The sequence below is a fragment of the Mesorhizobium xinjiangense genome, assembly GCF_009749525.1.
Lineage (GTDB): Bacteria > Pseudomonadota > Alphaproteobacteria > Rhizobiales > Rhizobiaceae > Mangrovimarina > Mangrovimarina xinjiangensis.
In genome coordinates, this window is the sequence record NZ_WOAC01000002.1 from 247,427 (window position 1) to 261,238 (window position 13,812).

13 protein-coding genes are annotated in these 13,812 nt (G+C 64.7%); 3 read left to right on the forward strand and 10 right to left on the reverse strand.

Going from position 1 to position 13,812, the window contains the following annotated elements; translation table 11 throughout:
* Positions 1-101: 101 nt before the first annotated feature.
* Genes kynA through GM909_RS03515 form a run of 8 tightly spaced genes read right to left on the reverse strand, consistent with a single transcriptional unit; the run spans position 102 to position 9,240 of the window.
* On the reverse strand, positions 102-938 hold the full coding sequence (kynA, locus tag GM909_RS03480; protein WP_157014803.1) for a tryptophan 2,3-dioxygenase: 837 nt from the start codon (positions 936-938) through the stop codon (positions 102-104).
* Entirely contained in the window at positions 935-2,128 is a 1,194-nt protein-coding gene (kynU, locus tag GM909_RS03485) for a kynureninase (RefSeq protein WP_157014804.1), read from the reverse strand. Before kynU ends, kynA begins: the two co-directional genes overlap by 4 nt.
* Complete coding sequence (locus GM909_RS03490; RefSeq protein ID WP_157014805.1) at positions 2,125-3,750, reverse strand: AMP-binding protein; 1,626 nt, start codon at positions 3,748-3,750, stop codon at positions 2,125-2,127. Before GM909_RS03490 ends, kynU begins: the two co-directional genes overlap by 4 nt.
* A gap of 12 nt (positions 3,751-3,762) precedes the next feature.
* Positions 3,763-4,905, reverse strand: coding sequence for an acyl-CoA dehydrogenase family protein (locus GM909_RS03495; protein ID WP_157014806.1), 1,143 nt, complete (start codon positions 4,903-4,905; stop codon positions 3,763-3,765).
* Entirely contained in the window at positions 4,906-5,718 is an 813-nt protein-coding gene (locus GM909_RS03500; RefSeq protein ID WP_157014807.1) for an enoyl-CoA hydratase family protein, read from the reverse strand. It lies immediately after the preceding gene.
* Positions 5,715-6,191 carry a MarR family winged helix-turn-helix transcriptional regulator gene (locus GM909_RS03505; RefSeq protein ID WP_157014808.1) on the reverse strand — a complete coding sequence of 159 codons (477 nt, stop codon included), beginning with the start codon at positions 6,189-6,191 and terminating at the stop codon, positions 5,715-5,717. The genes GM909_RS03500 and GM909_RS03505 overlap by 4 nt, the downstream gene beginning before the upstream one ends.
* The gene (locus GM909_RS03510) at positions 6,185-6,949 is read right to left on the reverse strand and encodes an SDR family NAD(P)-dependent oxidoreductase (protein WP_157014809.1); all 765 of its coding nucleotides are present in this window, start codon (positions 6,947-6,949) and stop codon (positions 6,185-6,187) included. The genes GM909_RS03505 and GM909_RS03510 overlap by 7 nt, the downstream gene beginning before the upstream one ends.
* Complete coding sequence (locus GM909_RS03515) at positions 6,949-9,240, reverse strand: bifunctional salicylyl-CoA 5-hydroxylase/oxidoreductase (RefSeq protein ID WP_157014810.1); 2,292 nt, start codon at positions 9,238-9,240, stop codon at positions 6,949-6,951. The genes GM909_RS03510 and GM909_RS03515 overlap by 1 nt, the downstream gene beginning before the upstream one ends.
* Before the next feature lie 188 nt (positions 9,241-9,428).
* Here GM909_RS03515 and GM909_RS03520 point away from each other — a divergent pair, with 188 nt between their 5' ends.
* Positions 9,429-10,259 carry an alpha/beta hydrolase gene (locus GM909_RS03520; protein WP_198174113.1) on the forward strand — a complete coding sequence of 277 codons (831 nt, stop codon included), beginning with the start codon at positions 9,429-9,431 and terminating at the stop codon, positions 10,257-10,259.
* 90 nt (positions 10,260-10,349) lie between these two features.
* Entirely contained in the window at positions 10,350-10,586 is a 237-nt protein-coding gene (locus tag GM909_RS03525; protein ID WP_157014812.1) for an Lrp/AsnC ligand binding domain-containing protein, read from the forward strand.
* A gap of 7 nt (positions 10,587-10,593) precedes the next feature.
* Here the strand turns inward: GM909_RS03525 and GM909_RS03530 are convergent, their stop codons facing one another.
* Both GM909_RS03530 and GM909_RS03535 read right to left on the reverse strand, forming a co-directional pair.
* Entirely contained in the window at positions 10,594-11,847 is a 1,254-nt protein-coding gene (locus tag GM909_RS03530) for an MFS transporter (RefSeq protein ID WP_157014813.1), read from the reverse strand.
* 153 nt (positions 11,848-12,000) lie between these two features.
* On the reverse strand, positions 12,001-12,696 hold the full coding sequence (locus GM909_RS03535) for a fumarylacetoacetate hydrolase family protein (RefSeq protein ID WP_157014814.1): 696 nt from the start codon (positions 12,694-12,696) through the stop codon (positions 12,001-12,003).
* 210 nt (positions 12,697-12,906) lie between these two features.
* On the opposite strand from GM909_RS03535, the gene cysE reads away from it, so the two are divergent.
* On the forward strand, positions 12,907-13,728 hold the full coding sequence (gene cysE / locus GM909_RS03540; RefSeq protein ID WP_157014815.1) for a serine O-acetyltransferase: 822 nt from the start codon (positions 12,907-12,909) through the stop codon (positions 13,726-13,728).
* Positions 13,729-13,812 lie beyond the last annotated feature (84 nt).

The following is a 13,812-nucleotide window of genomic DNA, read 5'->3' on the forward strand; positions in this document are numbered from 1 at the left end:
CCTTTTTGTTCGCCCTCTTGGCGTCTTGTCGTCCGGCATCGTCGTTTCCACAACGCCGCGCCGGCCCTCACTGTATCCGGACCGCCCATTCCGGCCTGGCTTCACAGCTCCGTTCGCACTTTCCACAATTCCGGAAAGAGTTCCACCTCCAGCATTCGCCTGAGATAGGTTACCCCCGCCGTTCCCCCGGTTCCGCGCTTGAAGCCGATGATGCGCTCGACCGTGGTGACGTGATTGAAGCGCCAGCGGCGGAAATAGTCCTCGAAATCGACCAGCTTCTCGGCCAGCTCGTAGAGCATCCAGTGGCGCTCCGGCTCCAGATAGACCGCCTTCCATGCCGCGAGCACGGCGTCGCTCTCGATGCGCTGTTGCCGCCAGTCGCTGCGCTCGGTCTCCTCGCCCGTATCGAAGCCTTTGCGCTGAAGCAGCCTGATCGCCTCGTCGTAGAGGCTCGGCCTGGCGAGGATTGCCTCCAGCCGCGCCGTGATTTCGCCGTCATGGGCATGCGGGGCGAGCAGCGCCAGGTTGCGGTTGCCGGCCAGGAACTCGATCGCCCGGTACTGCCACGATTGGAAACCGGAGGACTGGCCGAGAGCGGCGCGAAAGCTCGTATATTCGCTCGGCGTCATGGTGCGCAGCACGTCCCAGGCGCTGTTCAACTGCTCGAAGATGCGCGCCACCCTGGTCAGCATCTTGAAGGCCGGTTCCAGGCGATCTTCCCTGATGGCCTCCATGGCCGACGAAATCTCGTGGACGGCGAGCTTCATCCACAGCTCCGACGTCTGGTGCTGGATGATGAAGAGCAGCTCGTCGGGCGAACCCGACAGCGGTTCCTGGGCGTCCAGCACGCGTTCGAGATGCAGATAGTCCGAATAGGACATGCGCTCGGAGAAGTCGGTGACCGCGCCGCTCTGGCCTGGATCGTGCCGGGTGCTCATGTCACGGCCGCCCTGGTCTTGAATTCGGGATCGTCCCAAAGCCGTTTCGCCATGATCTCTTCGACAATGTCGACGGCGCGGCGCACATCGGCCTCGCTGACATAGAGCGGCGCGAAGCCGAAACGCATGGTGTCGGGTGCGCGGAAATCGCCGATCACGCCGCGCGCGATCAGCGCCTGCATGATGGCGTAGCCTTCCTCATGCCGGAAGGAGACCTGGCTGCCGCGCCGCTCGGGATCGCGCGGCGAGCCGAGCCTCAGGTCGCGACAGCGCTTCTCGACCTCGGTGATGAACGTCTCGCAAAGGGCGATCGAGGTGCGGCGTATGTCGGTCATGTCCACACCGTCCCAGATATCGAGGGCCGCATCGAGCGCGGCCATGGCGATCACCGGAGGCGTGCCGACGCGCATGCGCTCGATGCCTTGTCCGGCGCGGTAGTCGAGATCGAAGGCGAAGGGAGCCTCGTGGCCAAGCCAGCCCGACAGGGCAGGGCGGGCATTTTCAGCCAGTTCCGGCGCGACATAGATGAAGGCCGGAGCGCCGGGCCCGCCGTTGAGATATTTGTAGGTGCAGCCGACGGCGAAGTCGGCCTTCGCGCCGCTCACGTCGACGGGCAGGGCGCCGGCCGAATGCGCCAGATCCCAGATCGTCAGCGCGCCGGCTGCATGCGCCTTCTCGGTCAGCCGCATCATGTCGTGCAGCCGGCCTGTGCGGTAGTCGACCTCGGTCAGCATGAGGACGGCGACGGTCTCGTCGATCGCGTCCTCTATTTCCTCCGGCGCCACCACTTTCAGCGCATGGCCCTTGTCGAGAGAATCGATGAGACCCGTCGCCATATAGAGGTCGGTCGGGAAATTGCCATTGTCCGACAGGATGACCTTGCGTTCGGGACGCAGTTCCAGTGCCGAGGCGAGTGCCTGGTAGACCTTGATCGACAGCGTGTCGCCGACGACCACGGTGCCCTGCGGCGCGCCGATGAGGCGGCCGATACGGTCGCCGATTGCGCGCGGCTGGCCCATCCAGCCGGCTGCGTTCCAGCCGCGGATCAAGTCCTTGCCCCATTCCTCCGACAGGACGCGGGCCACACGTGCCCCGGCCGCCTTGGGCAGCGGTCCGAGCGAATTGCCGTCGAGATAGATGACGCCTTGGGGCAGGTCGAACCGGGCGCGGGTCTGGGCGAAATCGGTCACGCTTGGTGTCCCTCGCGCAATCTGAAACGCTGGATCTTGCCCGTCTGCGTCTTCGGCAGGGCGTCAACGAAGACGATGGAGCGCGGATATTTGTAGGGCGCGATCGCCGCCTTCACGTGATCCTGCAGCTTCTTCCTCATCAGGTCGTCGCCTTCGCAGCCTTCGGCGAGAACGACATGCGCCTGAACGATCTGGCCGCGCGCCTCGTCGGGCGCGCCGATGACGGCGCATTCGGCGACATCCTCATGCGCGAGAAGCGCGGCCTCCACTTCCGGGCCGGCAATGTTGTAGCCGGCCGACACGATGATGTCGTCGGCGCGCGCGGCGAAGTGGAAATAGCCCGCTTCGTCCTGCACGAAGGCGTCGCCGGTGATGTTCCATCCGTCCTTGACATAGTCGCTCTGGCGCTCGTCGGCCAGGTAGCGGCAGCCGGTCGGCCCGCGCACGGCCAGCTTGCCGATCGTGCCGCGCGGCACCTCCTTCATCGCGTCGTCGACGATCCTGGCCTCATAGCCGGTCACCGGTTTGCCGGTGCAGGCCGGCATCATGTCGTCGAGACGGTTGGAGATGAAGATGTGCAGCATTTCGGTGGCGCCGATGCCGTCGAGGATCGGCTTGCCGGTTTTCGTCGTCCACTCCTCGAAGACAGGCGCAGGCAGTGTCTCGCCGGCCGAGACCGCGATCCGCAGCGAGGAAAGATCGGCTCCGTCGTCCATCGCCGCCAGCATGGCGCGGTAGGCGGTGGGCGCGGTGAACGAGATGGTCGCCCTGTAGGTCTCGATGATCTCGACCATGTTGGGCGGCGAGGCGTTTTCGAGAAGCGTCGCGGCGGCGCCGAAACGCAGCGGGAAAATAGCCAGGCCGCCGAGGCCGAAGGTGAAGGCGAGCGGCGGCGAGCCGACGAAGATGTCGTCGGGCGTCACGCCGAGCACTTCTCTGGCATAGCCATCGGCGATGATCAGAAGGTCGCGATGGAAATGCATCGTCGCCTTCGGCACACCGGTGGTTCCGGAGGTGAAACCGAGCAGGGCGACATCGTCGCGGCCGGTTCGAACGGCGTCGAACAGCACCGACTTGTCGAGTGCGGCCCGATCGAGCTCGGCGTCATGGTTCGCCGTCCCGTCGAAACCGATCACTTGCTTGAGAAAACGGCTGTCCTTGGCGCAGGCGACCAGCTCGTCCTTGATGCGCGTGTCGCAGAGCGCCAGCGCGATCTCGGCCTTGTCGACGATCTTGGCCAGTTCGCCGGCGCGCAGCATCGGCATGGTGTTGACGACGACGGCGCCGGCCTTGGTGGCCGCCAGCCAGCAGGCGACCATGGCGGGATTATTGGGAGAGCGGATAAGGATTCTGTCGCCGGGCTTTACGTCGTAATCTTCAACCAGCGCATGAGCCAGCCGATTGGTCCAGTCGGCAAGTTCCTTGTAGGTGCGCCGCCTGCCATTGCCGATGAGCGCCGTACGATCGCCGAAACCGCGCTCGACCAGCCGGTCGGTCAGTTCCACGCCGGCGTTGAGATAGTCGGGATAGCCGAAGCCTTCGAGCGGCAGTTCCGGCCATTCCGCCTGAGGCGGCAGGTTGTCGCGTGAAAATGTGTCGATATGCCCCGTTGGTCCCAGCATCAGGCGCTCCCCTTATTTCATTGTTTGCCTGGCGATTACGATCTTCTGCACATCGGAGGCGCCTTCATAGATCCTGAGCGCGCGGATCTCGCGATAGAGGCTTTCCATGATGTGGCCTTTGCGCACGCCGTCGCCGCCATGCAGTTGAACGGCCTTGTCGATGACCTCCTGCGCGCGGTCGGTGGCGAAGAGTTTGGCCATCGCCGCTTCGCGAGTGACGCGCGGCGCGCCCGAATCCTTGGTCCACGCGGCACGGTAGACGAGCAATGCGGCCGCATCGACGTCGAGCGCCATGTCGGCGATATGGCCCTGCACCATTTGCAGGTCGAAGAGCGGCGCGCCGAAGAGCTCGCGGCTTCCGGTGCGCGCGATCGATTCGTCGAGCGCCCGCCGGGCAAAGCCGAGCGCCGCCGCGCCGACGGTGGAGCGGAAAACGTCGAGCACCGACATGGCGATCCTGAAACCTTCGCCCGGCTTGCCGATCATGGCCGAGGCGGGCACGCGAACCGCGTTGAAGGCGAGGCGGGCCAGCGGATGCGGCGCAACCACGTCCAGGCGTTCGGCGACCTCCAGTCCCGGCGTGTCGGCGGGGACGATGAAGGCCGATATGCCCTTGGCGCCCGGCGCTTCGCCGGTGCGCGCGAAGACTGTATAGACATCGGCAATGCCGCCATTGGAAATCCAGGTCTTTTCGCCCGACAGCACGTAATCCTCGCCGTCGCGCGCTGCCGTCATGTCCATATTGGCGACATCCGAGCCCGAGCGCGGCTCGGATAGAACGAAGGCTGAAATCGCTTGACCGGCGCGGGTCTTTTTCAGCCATTGCCGCTGCTCGGGAGAGCCGAAGAGGCTGATGGCGCCGGTGCCGAGCCCCTGCATGGCGAAGGCGAAATCGGCCAGGCCGTCGTGGCGCGCTAGCGTTTCGCGCGCCAGGCAGAGCGTGCGCACGTCGAGCGGCGCGGGATCGTCCGGGTCGATTGCGCTTGGTTTGAGCCAGCCGTCGCGGCCAAGCCGGGCGACGAGGTCACGGCAGGCGGCGTCGACGTCGTCATGCGCCACCGGCAGGTTCTTCTCGCACCATGCCTCCAGCTTTTCGGCGTGCTCGCGGTGGCGGTCCTCGAAGAATGGCCAGGAGAGGAAGGAGCGGTCAGGCATTCAATCCCCCTCGAACACCGGCTTTTGCTTCGCGACGAAAGCCTGGTACGCCCGCTCGAAATCCCTGGTCTGCATGCAGATGGCCTGGGCCTGGGCCTCCGCCTCGATCGCCTGGTCGAGCCCCATCGACCATTCCTGGTTGAGCTGTGTCTTGGTGATTCCATGTGCGAAGGTCGGGCCGGAAGCGATTGATTGCGCAAGCTTCGCGGCTTCCGCCTCGAGCGCGTCGGCGGCCACGATGCGATTATAGAAGCCCCAGCGTTCGCCTTCCTCGGCACTCATGGAGCGCCCCGTATAGAGCAGTTCGGCCGCGCGGCCCTGGCCGATGATGCGTGGCAGCATCGCGCAGGCGCCCATGTCGCAGCCGGCGAGACCCACCCGGGTGAACAGAAAGGCCGTCTTGGCCTCCGGCGTGGCAAGCCGGATGTCGGAGGCCATGGTGACGATGGCGCCGGCACCGACCGCCACACCGTCCACGGCCGAGATGATCGGCTTGGAGCAGTTGAGCATGGCCTTGACGAGATCGCCTGTCATGCGGGTGAAGGCCAGAAGGCCCTTCATGTCCATCTTCGTCAGCGGCCCGATAATATCATGCACGTCGCCGCCGGAGGAGAAATTGCCGCCATTGGGCAGAAAGACCACGACATCGATGTCGTCGGCATAGGGCAGGGCGCGGAAGGTGTCGCGCAGCTCGGCATAGGAATCGAAGGTGAGCGGGTTCTTGCGCTCGGGCCGATCGAGCTGGACATAGGCCACGTTTCCTTCGGCCCGCCAGAGGAAATGCTTGGGCTTCAGCCCGGCCATCTGGGTCAATGTTCGTCCTCCCAATTGCTTCTGAACGTCTTCAGCATCGACGAGAGATGCCGCGCGTCCTCTTCCTCCACGCCGCTCAAGAGCTCGCTGACCCAGGCCTCGTGCGTGGTCGCCATTTCCTCGAATGCGCTCGTGCCTTGCGCGGTCAGGCGCACGATGGAGGTTCTGCGGTCGCCCTCGCGCTTCGTGCGCACGACGAAACCGTCGGTGACGAGGCGGTCGACGATGCCCGTGACATTGCCGTTCGACACCAGAAGAAAGCGCGACAGGTCGCTCATCAGCATGCCGTCGGACTGCCGATAAAGCGCGGCCATGACGTCGAAGCGCGGCAGGGTCGAGTTGAACCGCGTCTTCAGCCGCTCGCGCAGTTCGCCTTCGATGATGCGCGAGGCGCGCAGCATGCGGATCCACAGCCGGAGCCGTTCCTTGTTCCTGGGCGGCCTATCGAGCGAGGTCAGCGGCGCGCTCACCATGTCTCGCCTCCCGAGATAGAGATCGTCTGGCCGGTGACGGACCCGGCGGTATCGCCGCACAGGTACAGTACGGATGCCGCCACCTCCTCGGGCTGGATGAAGCGACCCTGGGGATTGCCGGCCGACAGGCTGGCGCGGGCTTCCGCTTCGCTTCGCCCGGTCTTTTGCATGATGCGGCGGACCGAGTCCTCCAGCATGTCCGTCTCGACGAAGCTCGGGCACACGGCATTCACCGTCACGTCGGTCTTGACCAGTTCGACCGCCAGCGCGCGCATCAGCCCGATCACGCCGTGCTTGGAGGCAACATAGGGCGCAACGTAGCCATAGCCTTTCAGGCCGGCGACCGAGGCGACGAAGACGATGCGGCCGGCGCCGCGCTTGGCCATGCCCGCCAGCGCTGGCTGGACGGTGAGAAAGGCGCCGGTGAGGTTGACGTTCAGCGTATGCTGCCAGTCCTCGAGCGTCACCTTGTGGGCCGGCGCGCTGCCGGCAATGCCTGCATTGGCAACGACGATATCGAAGGGACCGCGCACGGCCTCGGCCTGCTCGTAGAGCCGTTGCACCGAGGCCTGGTCGGTCACGTCGGCGGCAATCGCGTGGATATTCCGGCTCGCCGCCGCCACGGCTTCCAGCGCGTCGGCGCGGCGGCCGCAAATGGTGACGGCCACACCGGCTTCGGCGAGCGCTTCGGCGATCGCCCTGCCAACGCCTGTTCCGCCGCCCGTGACGAGCGCGTGCGCGCCGGAGATCGTCGCCATCACACCTTCCCCGTCATGGCTTCCTGGCGCTCGGCCAGCCGGTAGAGCTGGTCGCGCCCGGCGCGGTAGGGATCGGGCCATGTCACGCCGCGGTCGCCGAGCTGGGCGGCTGCGTGCAGTGTCCAGTAGGGATCGGCAAGATGCGGCCGGGCCAGGCAGACAAGGTCGGCGCGGCCCGCCATCAGGATCGAATTGACATGGTCGGGCTCGTAGATGTTGCCGACGGCCATGGTCGCCATGCCGGTCTCGTTGCGGATGCGGTCGGAAAACGGCGTCTGGAACATGCGTCCATAGACCGGCTTCGCCTGCGTCGAGGTCTGGCCGGCCGACACGTCGCAGATGTCGACGCCGGCATCCTGGAGCATGCGGGCAATCTCGACGGCGTCGGCCGGCGTGATGCCGTCGTCGCCCACCCAGTCATTGGCCGAAATGCGCACTGAGATCGGCTTGTCCTCGGGCCATGCCGCGCGCACGGCGTGAAAGACCTCCAGCGGATAGCGCATGCGGTTTTGAAGGCTGCCGCCATATTCGTCCGTGCGCTTGTTGGTGAGCGGCGAGATGAAGGCCGACAAGAGATAGCCGTGGGCGAAGTGCAACTCCAGCATGTCGAAGCCGCAGCGCTCGGCCATTTCGGCCGAAGCGACGAACTGGTCGCGCACCGTGTCCATGTCGGCACGGTCCATCGCCTTCGGCATCTGGTTCTTGTCGGACCAGGCGACTTCAGAAGGCGCAAGCAGCGGCCAGTTGCCGTCCTTCAGCGGCGCGTCCATTTCCTCCCAGCCGAGCTGGGTGGATCCCTTCGGGCCGGAATGGCCGATCTGGGCGCAGATCCTGGCCTCCGTCTCGGCGTGCACGAAGTCGACGATGCGCTTCCAGGCCGTCTCGTGCTCGGGCTTGTAGAAGCCGGGGCAGCCGGGCGTGATGCGGCCTTCCGGGCTGACGCATGTCATCTCGATATAGATGAGGCCCGCACCGCCCTTGGCGCGCTCGCAATAATGCACCAGATGCCAGTCGGTCGGGCAGCCGTCGATGGCCTTGTATTGCGCCATGGGCGAAACCACGACACGGTTTTTCAGCTCCAGTCCGCGCAGCTTGAACGGGGCGAACATCGGCGGCCGGTTGGTGTTGGCGGCCACGCCGGCGCGCTGCTGGAACCAGGACTCGGCACCGGAAAGCCATTCGGAATCGCGCAGGCGCAGGTTTTCGTGGCTGATGCGCTGCGAACGCGTCAGCAGCGAATAATTGAACTGCACCGGATCGAGATGCAGGTAGCGCTCGACCTCCTCGAACCATTCCAGCGAGTTGCGCGCCGCCGATTGCAGGCGTAGCACCTCCAGCCGCCGCGCATCCTCGTATTTTTCGAAGGCGTCCTTCAACGTCGGTTCCGTGTGCAGATAGTCGGCCAGCGCGATGGCACTTTCGAGCGCCAGCTTGGTGCCGGAGCCGATGGAGAAATGCGCGCTCGCCGCCGCGTCGCCCATCAGGGCAAGGTTTTCGTGCGACCAGCGCTCGCACAGGACGCGCGGGAAATTGATCCAGGCCGAGCCGCGAATGTGGCTGGCATTCGACATCAGCTTGTGGCCGCCGAGGTGCTTTTCAAAGATCCGCTCGCAGGTGGCGATGGACACTTCTTGCGTCATGTCGGCAAAGCCGAACCTGTCATAGGTGTCTTGCGAGCACTCGACGATGAAGGTCGCCGTGTCTTCGTCGAACTGGTAGGCATGCGCCCACACCCAACCATGCTCGGTCTTTTCGAAAATGAAGGTGAAGGCGTCGTCGAACTTCTGGTGCGTGCCGAGCCAGACGAACTTGCATTTGCGGATGTCGATATCGGGCTTGAACACGTCCGCGAAGGTCTGGCGCGCCTTGGAGTTCAGCCCGTCGCTGGCCAGCACCATGTCGTATTCGGCCATGAAGGGGCGGGGATCGTCGATCTCGGTCTCGAAGCGCATTTCGACGCCCAGCTCGCGCGCCCGCTCCTGCAACAGGGTGAGCAGCCGCTTGCGGCCGATGCCGCAGAAACCGTGGCCCGTCGAGAGCGTGCGCACGCCCTTGTGGATGACGGCGATATCGTCCCAATAGGCGAAATGCTCGCGGATGCGCTCGGCGCTTGTCGCGTCGTTCGCCGCCAGATTGTCGAGCGTCTCGTCGGACAGCACCACGCCCCAGCCGAAGGTGTCGTCGGCCTTGTTGCGCTCGAACACCGTCACGTCGTGCGCGGCGTCGCGCAGTTTCATGCTAATGGCGAAATAGAGGCCGGCAGGACCTCCACCCAGCACTGCGATCTTCATGCCGCTCAGCTCCTGCATCTATGCTGGAGGCAGCATCGCACCGATCGGCGATTGTTTCAAGTATGAAATTTCAAGGTTGAAATATCTTCCTGCCCGGTGTCATGCTGGCATTCGATATGAAATCCGGGCTTGGCGCCGGGCACAAGAGTGTGCTGCATATTGCGGGGCGGGAACAGCGGAGGCGAGGCTTGATCTACCATCAAATCACCGATTGGGACGACGCATATGCCAATGGCGCCAACATTGCCGGCGGCGAGCGCTGGCCCGAGGCATGGGTCGCGCCGGCAAAGGCGTTTCGCGACAGGTTGACGGGAGAGGGACGGGCGCGGCTCGACATTGCCTATGGTGCAGGGCCGCGCAACCGTTACGATCTCTTCCTGCCGCGCGAGGCACCGCATGGTCTGGTCGTCTTCGTCCATGGCGGCTTCTGGCTGCGTCTTGACAAGAGTTTCTGGTCGCATCTGGCGGAAGGACCGCTGGCGCATGGCTATGCGGTCGCCATGCCGGCCTACACGCTGTGTCCCGACATCCGCATTTCCGGCATCGTCAGCGAGATCGCTGCGGCCATCGAGGCCGCGACCGCGCAGGTCGATGGACCGGTATATCTGACGGGCCATTCCGCCGGCGGACACCTGGTCACGCGCATGATCTCCGCGACGTCGCCGCTGTCACCGGCGGTCGGCGAACGCATCTGCAACACCGTTTCGATTTCGGGCGTGCACGACCTCCGCCCGATCATGAAGACGGCGATGAACGCGACGCTGAAGATCGATGAGGAGGAGGCGCGGGCCGAAAGCCCGGCCCTGCTCGAGCCGATGACCGGGGCGCGGCTGTGCTGCTGGGTTGGTGCCGGCGAGCGCTCCGAGTTCATCCGCCAGAACGCGCTGCTTGCCAATGTGTGGACGGGATGCGCAGCGACAACCATGGCCGTCGAGGAGCCGGACCGGCATCATTTCAACGTCATAGACGGACTGGCCGATCCCGATCATGCCTTGACGCGGACCTTGTTGACGGGCTGAAGCTTGCATTGGCCACGCGCCCGTGACAGAGGGTGGATTCGATGATTGGCGGCGTCCATTGGACGCCCGACTGGGATAGAGCAAGACGCCATGAGAGCCGTTTTCGTCCAGCTTCAATGCACGCCCGGCAAGACCTACGAGGTGGCCGACGAGATCTTCAAGCGCGAGATCGTGTCCGAACTCTATTCGACCAGCGGGGATTACGACCTGCTGATGAAGATCTATATCGAGGACGGCGTCGATATCGGCAAATATATCAGCGACAACGTCGCCAATGTGCCGGGTATCGTGCGCTCGCTGACGACGTTGACCTTCAAGGCGTTCTAGCTGAGACCTACGGCCGAACGCCGAGATCGGCCATGGCCGGCCGCTTCGCGCGCGTGCGCAGGAGCAGGAAGACCATGACCGAGACGTTCATGACGTTCCATGCGATGCCGTTGATGAAGGCGGCGCGATAGGACCCGGTCAGGTCGTAGATCCAGCCCGACAGCCAGCCACCGAAGGCCATGCCGACGATCGTTGCCATGATGACGATGCCGATGCGCTGGCCGGCCTCGCGCGGCGGCAGATATTCGCGCACGATCATCGCATAGCTCGGTACGATGCCGCCCTGCGACAGGCCGAAGACGAGCGAAACGGCATAAAGCGGCGCCAGGCCGTCGAAGGGTATGTAGAGGAGGAGCGAGATTCCCTGCAGAACGGAGCCGATGAGCAATGTCCTTACACCACCTATGCGATCCGCGATGAGGCCCGACACCAAGCGGCTGACAATGCCGCCGGCGAGCATCAGCGACAACATTTCCGCGCCCCTGGCGACGCCATAGCCGAGATCGGCGCAATAGGCGACGATGTGCACCTGCGGCATGGACATGGCGACGCAACAGCCCAGGCCGGCCGCGATCAGCAGCATTTGAAGCATGCGCGGCGATATGCCGGCATCGGCGAGCGACGGTCGCGACCGCGGTGCCGCAACACCGTCCAGTTCAGCGGATTCGACCGGCCGATGGCGCAGGAGCAGCGTCAGCGGCACCATGGATGCCAGGCAGAACAGACCGATGCCGGCATAGGTGAGCCGCCAGCCGTCGCTTTGCATGAAGAACTGGATGACGAGCGGCCAGATGGCTCCGGCAATATAATTGCCGGTGGCCGCGCCGGCCACCGCGATGCCCCGGCGCTTCTCGAACCATCGCGAAATATCCGCGATCAGCGGGCCGAAGGTTGCTGCCGTGCCCAGCCCGATCAGGCATTGGGCGGCCGACATGATCCAGACATTGGGAGCGAGTGAGGCTGCGAGGAATCCGGCGCACGACACGACCGCGGCCAGCGCCACCGGCACGGCGATGCCCATGCGGTCGACCATGCGCCCGATCACGACATTGCCGAGCGCGAAGCCGATCATGGTGGCCGTGTAGGGGATAGAGGCGTCCGCACGGTCGACGCCGAACTCGGCCTGAGCGGCCGGCAGGATCACGATGATGCCCCACATACCGACGCTGCCGATCGTGCCGAGCAGCATGGCAATGGCGAGGCGGAACCAGGCATGCGGTCCGTCGACGGCAAAGGCCGGACGTGGCGCTGTTGCCACCATGGGACAGTTTCCTCATATGGGTGACCGGCTCCATATCGTGGCCGGCTGATGCGTTGTCGGCGGGCAGAATGCCGCGATTCATCGGGCATTTCTAACGCCAGCGTCAATGGCGTGCGTGGTCCAATGCCTCGGGCGGCGGAAAACGATCCGCCGTCAGTCGCGCGATCCGATCTTGGTCGATATCGAGCCGAGCCCTTCGACGGTGACCGTGCACACATCGCCTGCGGTGAGCGCGCCGACGCCCGCCGGCGTGCCCGTATAGATCAGGTCGCCGGAAAAGACGCGCATCGACCGCGAGAGAATCGCGATGATCTCGGGAACCGACCAGATCATGTCGGCCAGGTCGGCATCCTGGCGCGTCTCGCCATTGACCGTGCTTGAAATCCTGCCGCCGGACAGATGATCCCCCTGCTTGGCGCGATGGATGGGGCCGCAGACCGCCGAATGGTCGAATCCCTTGGCCCAGTCCCACGGCCGGCCCAGCCTCTTCGCTTCGGCCTGGAGGTCGCGCCGCGTCAGGTCGTTGCCGATGGCATAGCCGAACACGTGATTGAGGGCTTCGCTCTCGGAAATGTCGGAACCGCCATGTTCGATCGCCACCACGAGTTCGCCCTCATAGTGGAGATCTTCGGTCAAAGGCGGGTAGGGCACGATCTCTTGATCGCCGACCACGGCGTCTGCGGGCTTGGTGAAGAAGAAGGGCGGCTCGCGGTCGGGATCCTTGCCCATCTCCCGGGCATGGGCGGCGTAGTTGCGTCCGACGCAGAAGATGCGGCGGACCGGAAAACGCGCTTCCTCGCCGAATACGGCAAGGCTGGGGATCAGCTGGGGCGGGAATACATAGGTCATTGGAACGTCCCGGTCTTATGCTCGCTCGGCAGGGCAGTGGTCGAAAACAGGAAAACAAGTGGCTCCCGCGAAAACGCCATCTGCGTCGGCTTGAAATTCGGCCATTTCAATCCCATTGAACAAGGGTTGAGGAAATCGCGGTTCAATCCGCGGTCGTTCTGACGTATGTTCGGCCACCTCGCAAGCAGCCTTGGTCAGGGAGCAGAGACGATGAGCACGCGCAGCACCGCAAGGTCGAGCGAAATCCATCCCGTCGATCCGATCTGGGATGCCGTGCGCGAGGAGGCCCTGGAAGCGGCCGAGCGCGACCCGCTCCTTGCGGCGTTTCTCTATTCATCGGTGCTCAACCACGACACGCTGGAAGGCGCCGTCATCCACCGCATCGCCGAGCGCCTCGATCATTCCGACATCAGGGCCAATCTGATCGCCCAGACGTTCCGCGAGATGCAGCGCGCCGATCCGGATTGGGGTGCCGTCGTGCGCGTCGACATCCAGGCCTATTACGACCGCGACCCCGCCTGCGACCGGTTCATCATGCCGGTGCTCTATTTCAAGGGCTTTCACGCCATCCAGACGCACAGGCTCGCCCACTGGCTGTGGCGCGAGGGCCGCAAGGATTTCGCCCTTTATCTGCAAAGCCGCTCCTCGGCCATCTTCCAGACCGACATCAATCCGGCCGCCAGGATGGGCAAGGGTATCTTCATCGACCATGCCACCGGCCTCGTCGTCGGCGAGACGGCGGCGATCGAGGACAACGTGTCGATCCTGCACGGCGTCACCCTCGGTGGCACGGGCAAGGCGGGCGGCGACCGCCATCCCAAGATCCGCCATGGCGTTCTCATCGGCGCCGGCGCCAAGATCCTCGGCAATATCGAGATCGGCCATTGCACGAAGGTGGCGGCCGGCTCGGTGGTGCTGGCCTCGGTGCCGGCCAACAAGACGGTCGCGGGCGTGCCGGCACGCATCGTCGGTGAGGCCGGTTGCCAAGAGCCTTCCCGGCAGATGGACCAGCTTCTTTCCGTGCAGGAGTAGGACGGCCCGCGCGGGCCTCCTGTCCGAAAGCGATTGTAAGGAGACCGGCGGGGTTTACACTGCGACGGCCCGCATGGCAGAAGC

Bases quoted from the DNA above. Each gene is read 5' to 3' on its own strand.
- kynA (WP_157014803.1), bottom strand. From the start codon at position 938: ATGAGCACCCGGCACGATCCAGGCCAGAGCGGCGCGGTCACCGACTTC.
- GM909_RS03490 (WP_157014805.1), bottom strand. From the start codon at position 3,750: ATGCTGGGACCAACGGGGCATATCGACACATTTTCACGCGACAACCTG.
- GM909_RS03495 (WP_157014806.1), bottom strand. From the start codon at position 4,905: ATGCCTGACCGCTCCTTCCTCTCCTGGCCATTCTTCGAGGACCGCCAC.
- GM909_RS03505 (WP_157014808.1), bottom strand. From the start codon at position 6,191: ATGGTGAGCGCGCCGCTGACCTCGCTCGATAGGCCGCCCAGGAACAAG.
- GM909_RS03510 (WP_157014809.1), bottom strand. From the start codon at position 6,949: ATGGCGACGATCTCCGGCGCGCACGCGCTCGTCACGGGCGGCGGAACA.
- GM909_RS03515 (WP_157014810.1), bottom strand. From the start codon at position 9,240: ATGAAGATCGCAGTGCTGGGTGGAGGTCCTGCCGGCCTCTATTTCGCC.
- GM909_RS03525 (WP_157014812.1), top strand. From the start codon at position 10,350: ATGAGAGCCGTTTTCGTCCAGCTTCAATGCACGCCCGGCAAGACCTAC.
- GM909_RS03530 (WP_157014813.1), bottom strand. From the start codon at position 11,847: ATGGTGGCAACAGCGCCACGTCCGGCCTTTGCCGTCGACGGACCGCAT.
- GM909_RS03535 (WP_157014814.1), bottom strand. From the start codon at position 12,696: ATGACCTATGTATTCCCGCCCCAGCTGATCCCCAGCCTTGCCGTATTC.
- cysE (WP_157014815.1), top strand. From the start codon at position 12,907: ATGAGCACGCGCAGCACCGCAAGGTCGAGCGAAATCCATCCCGTCGAT.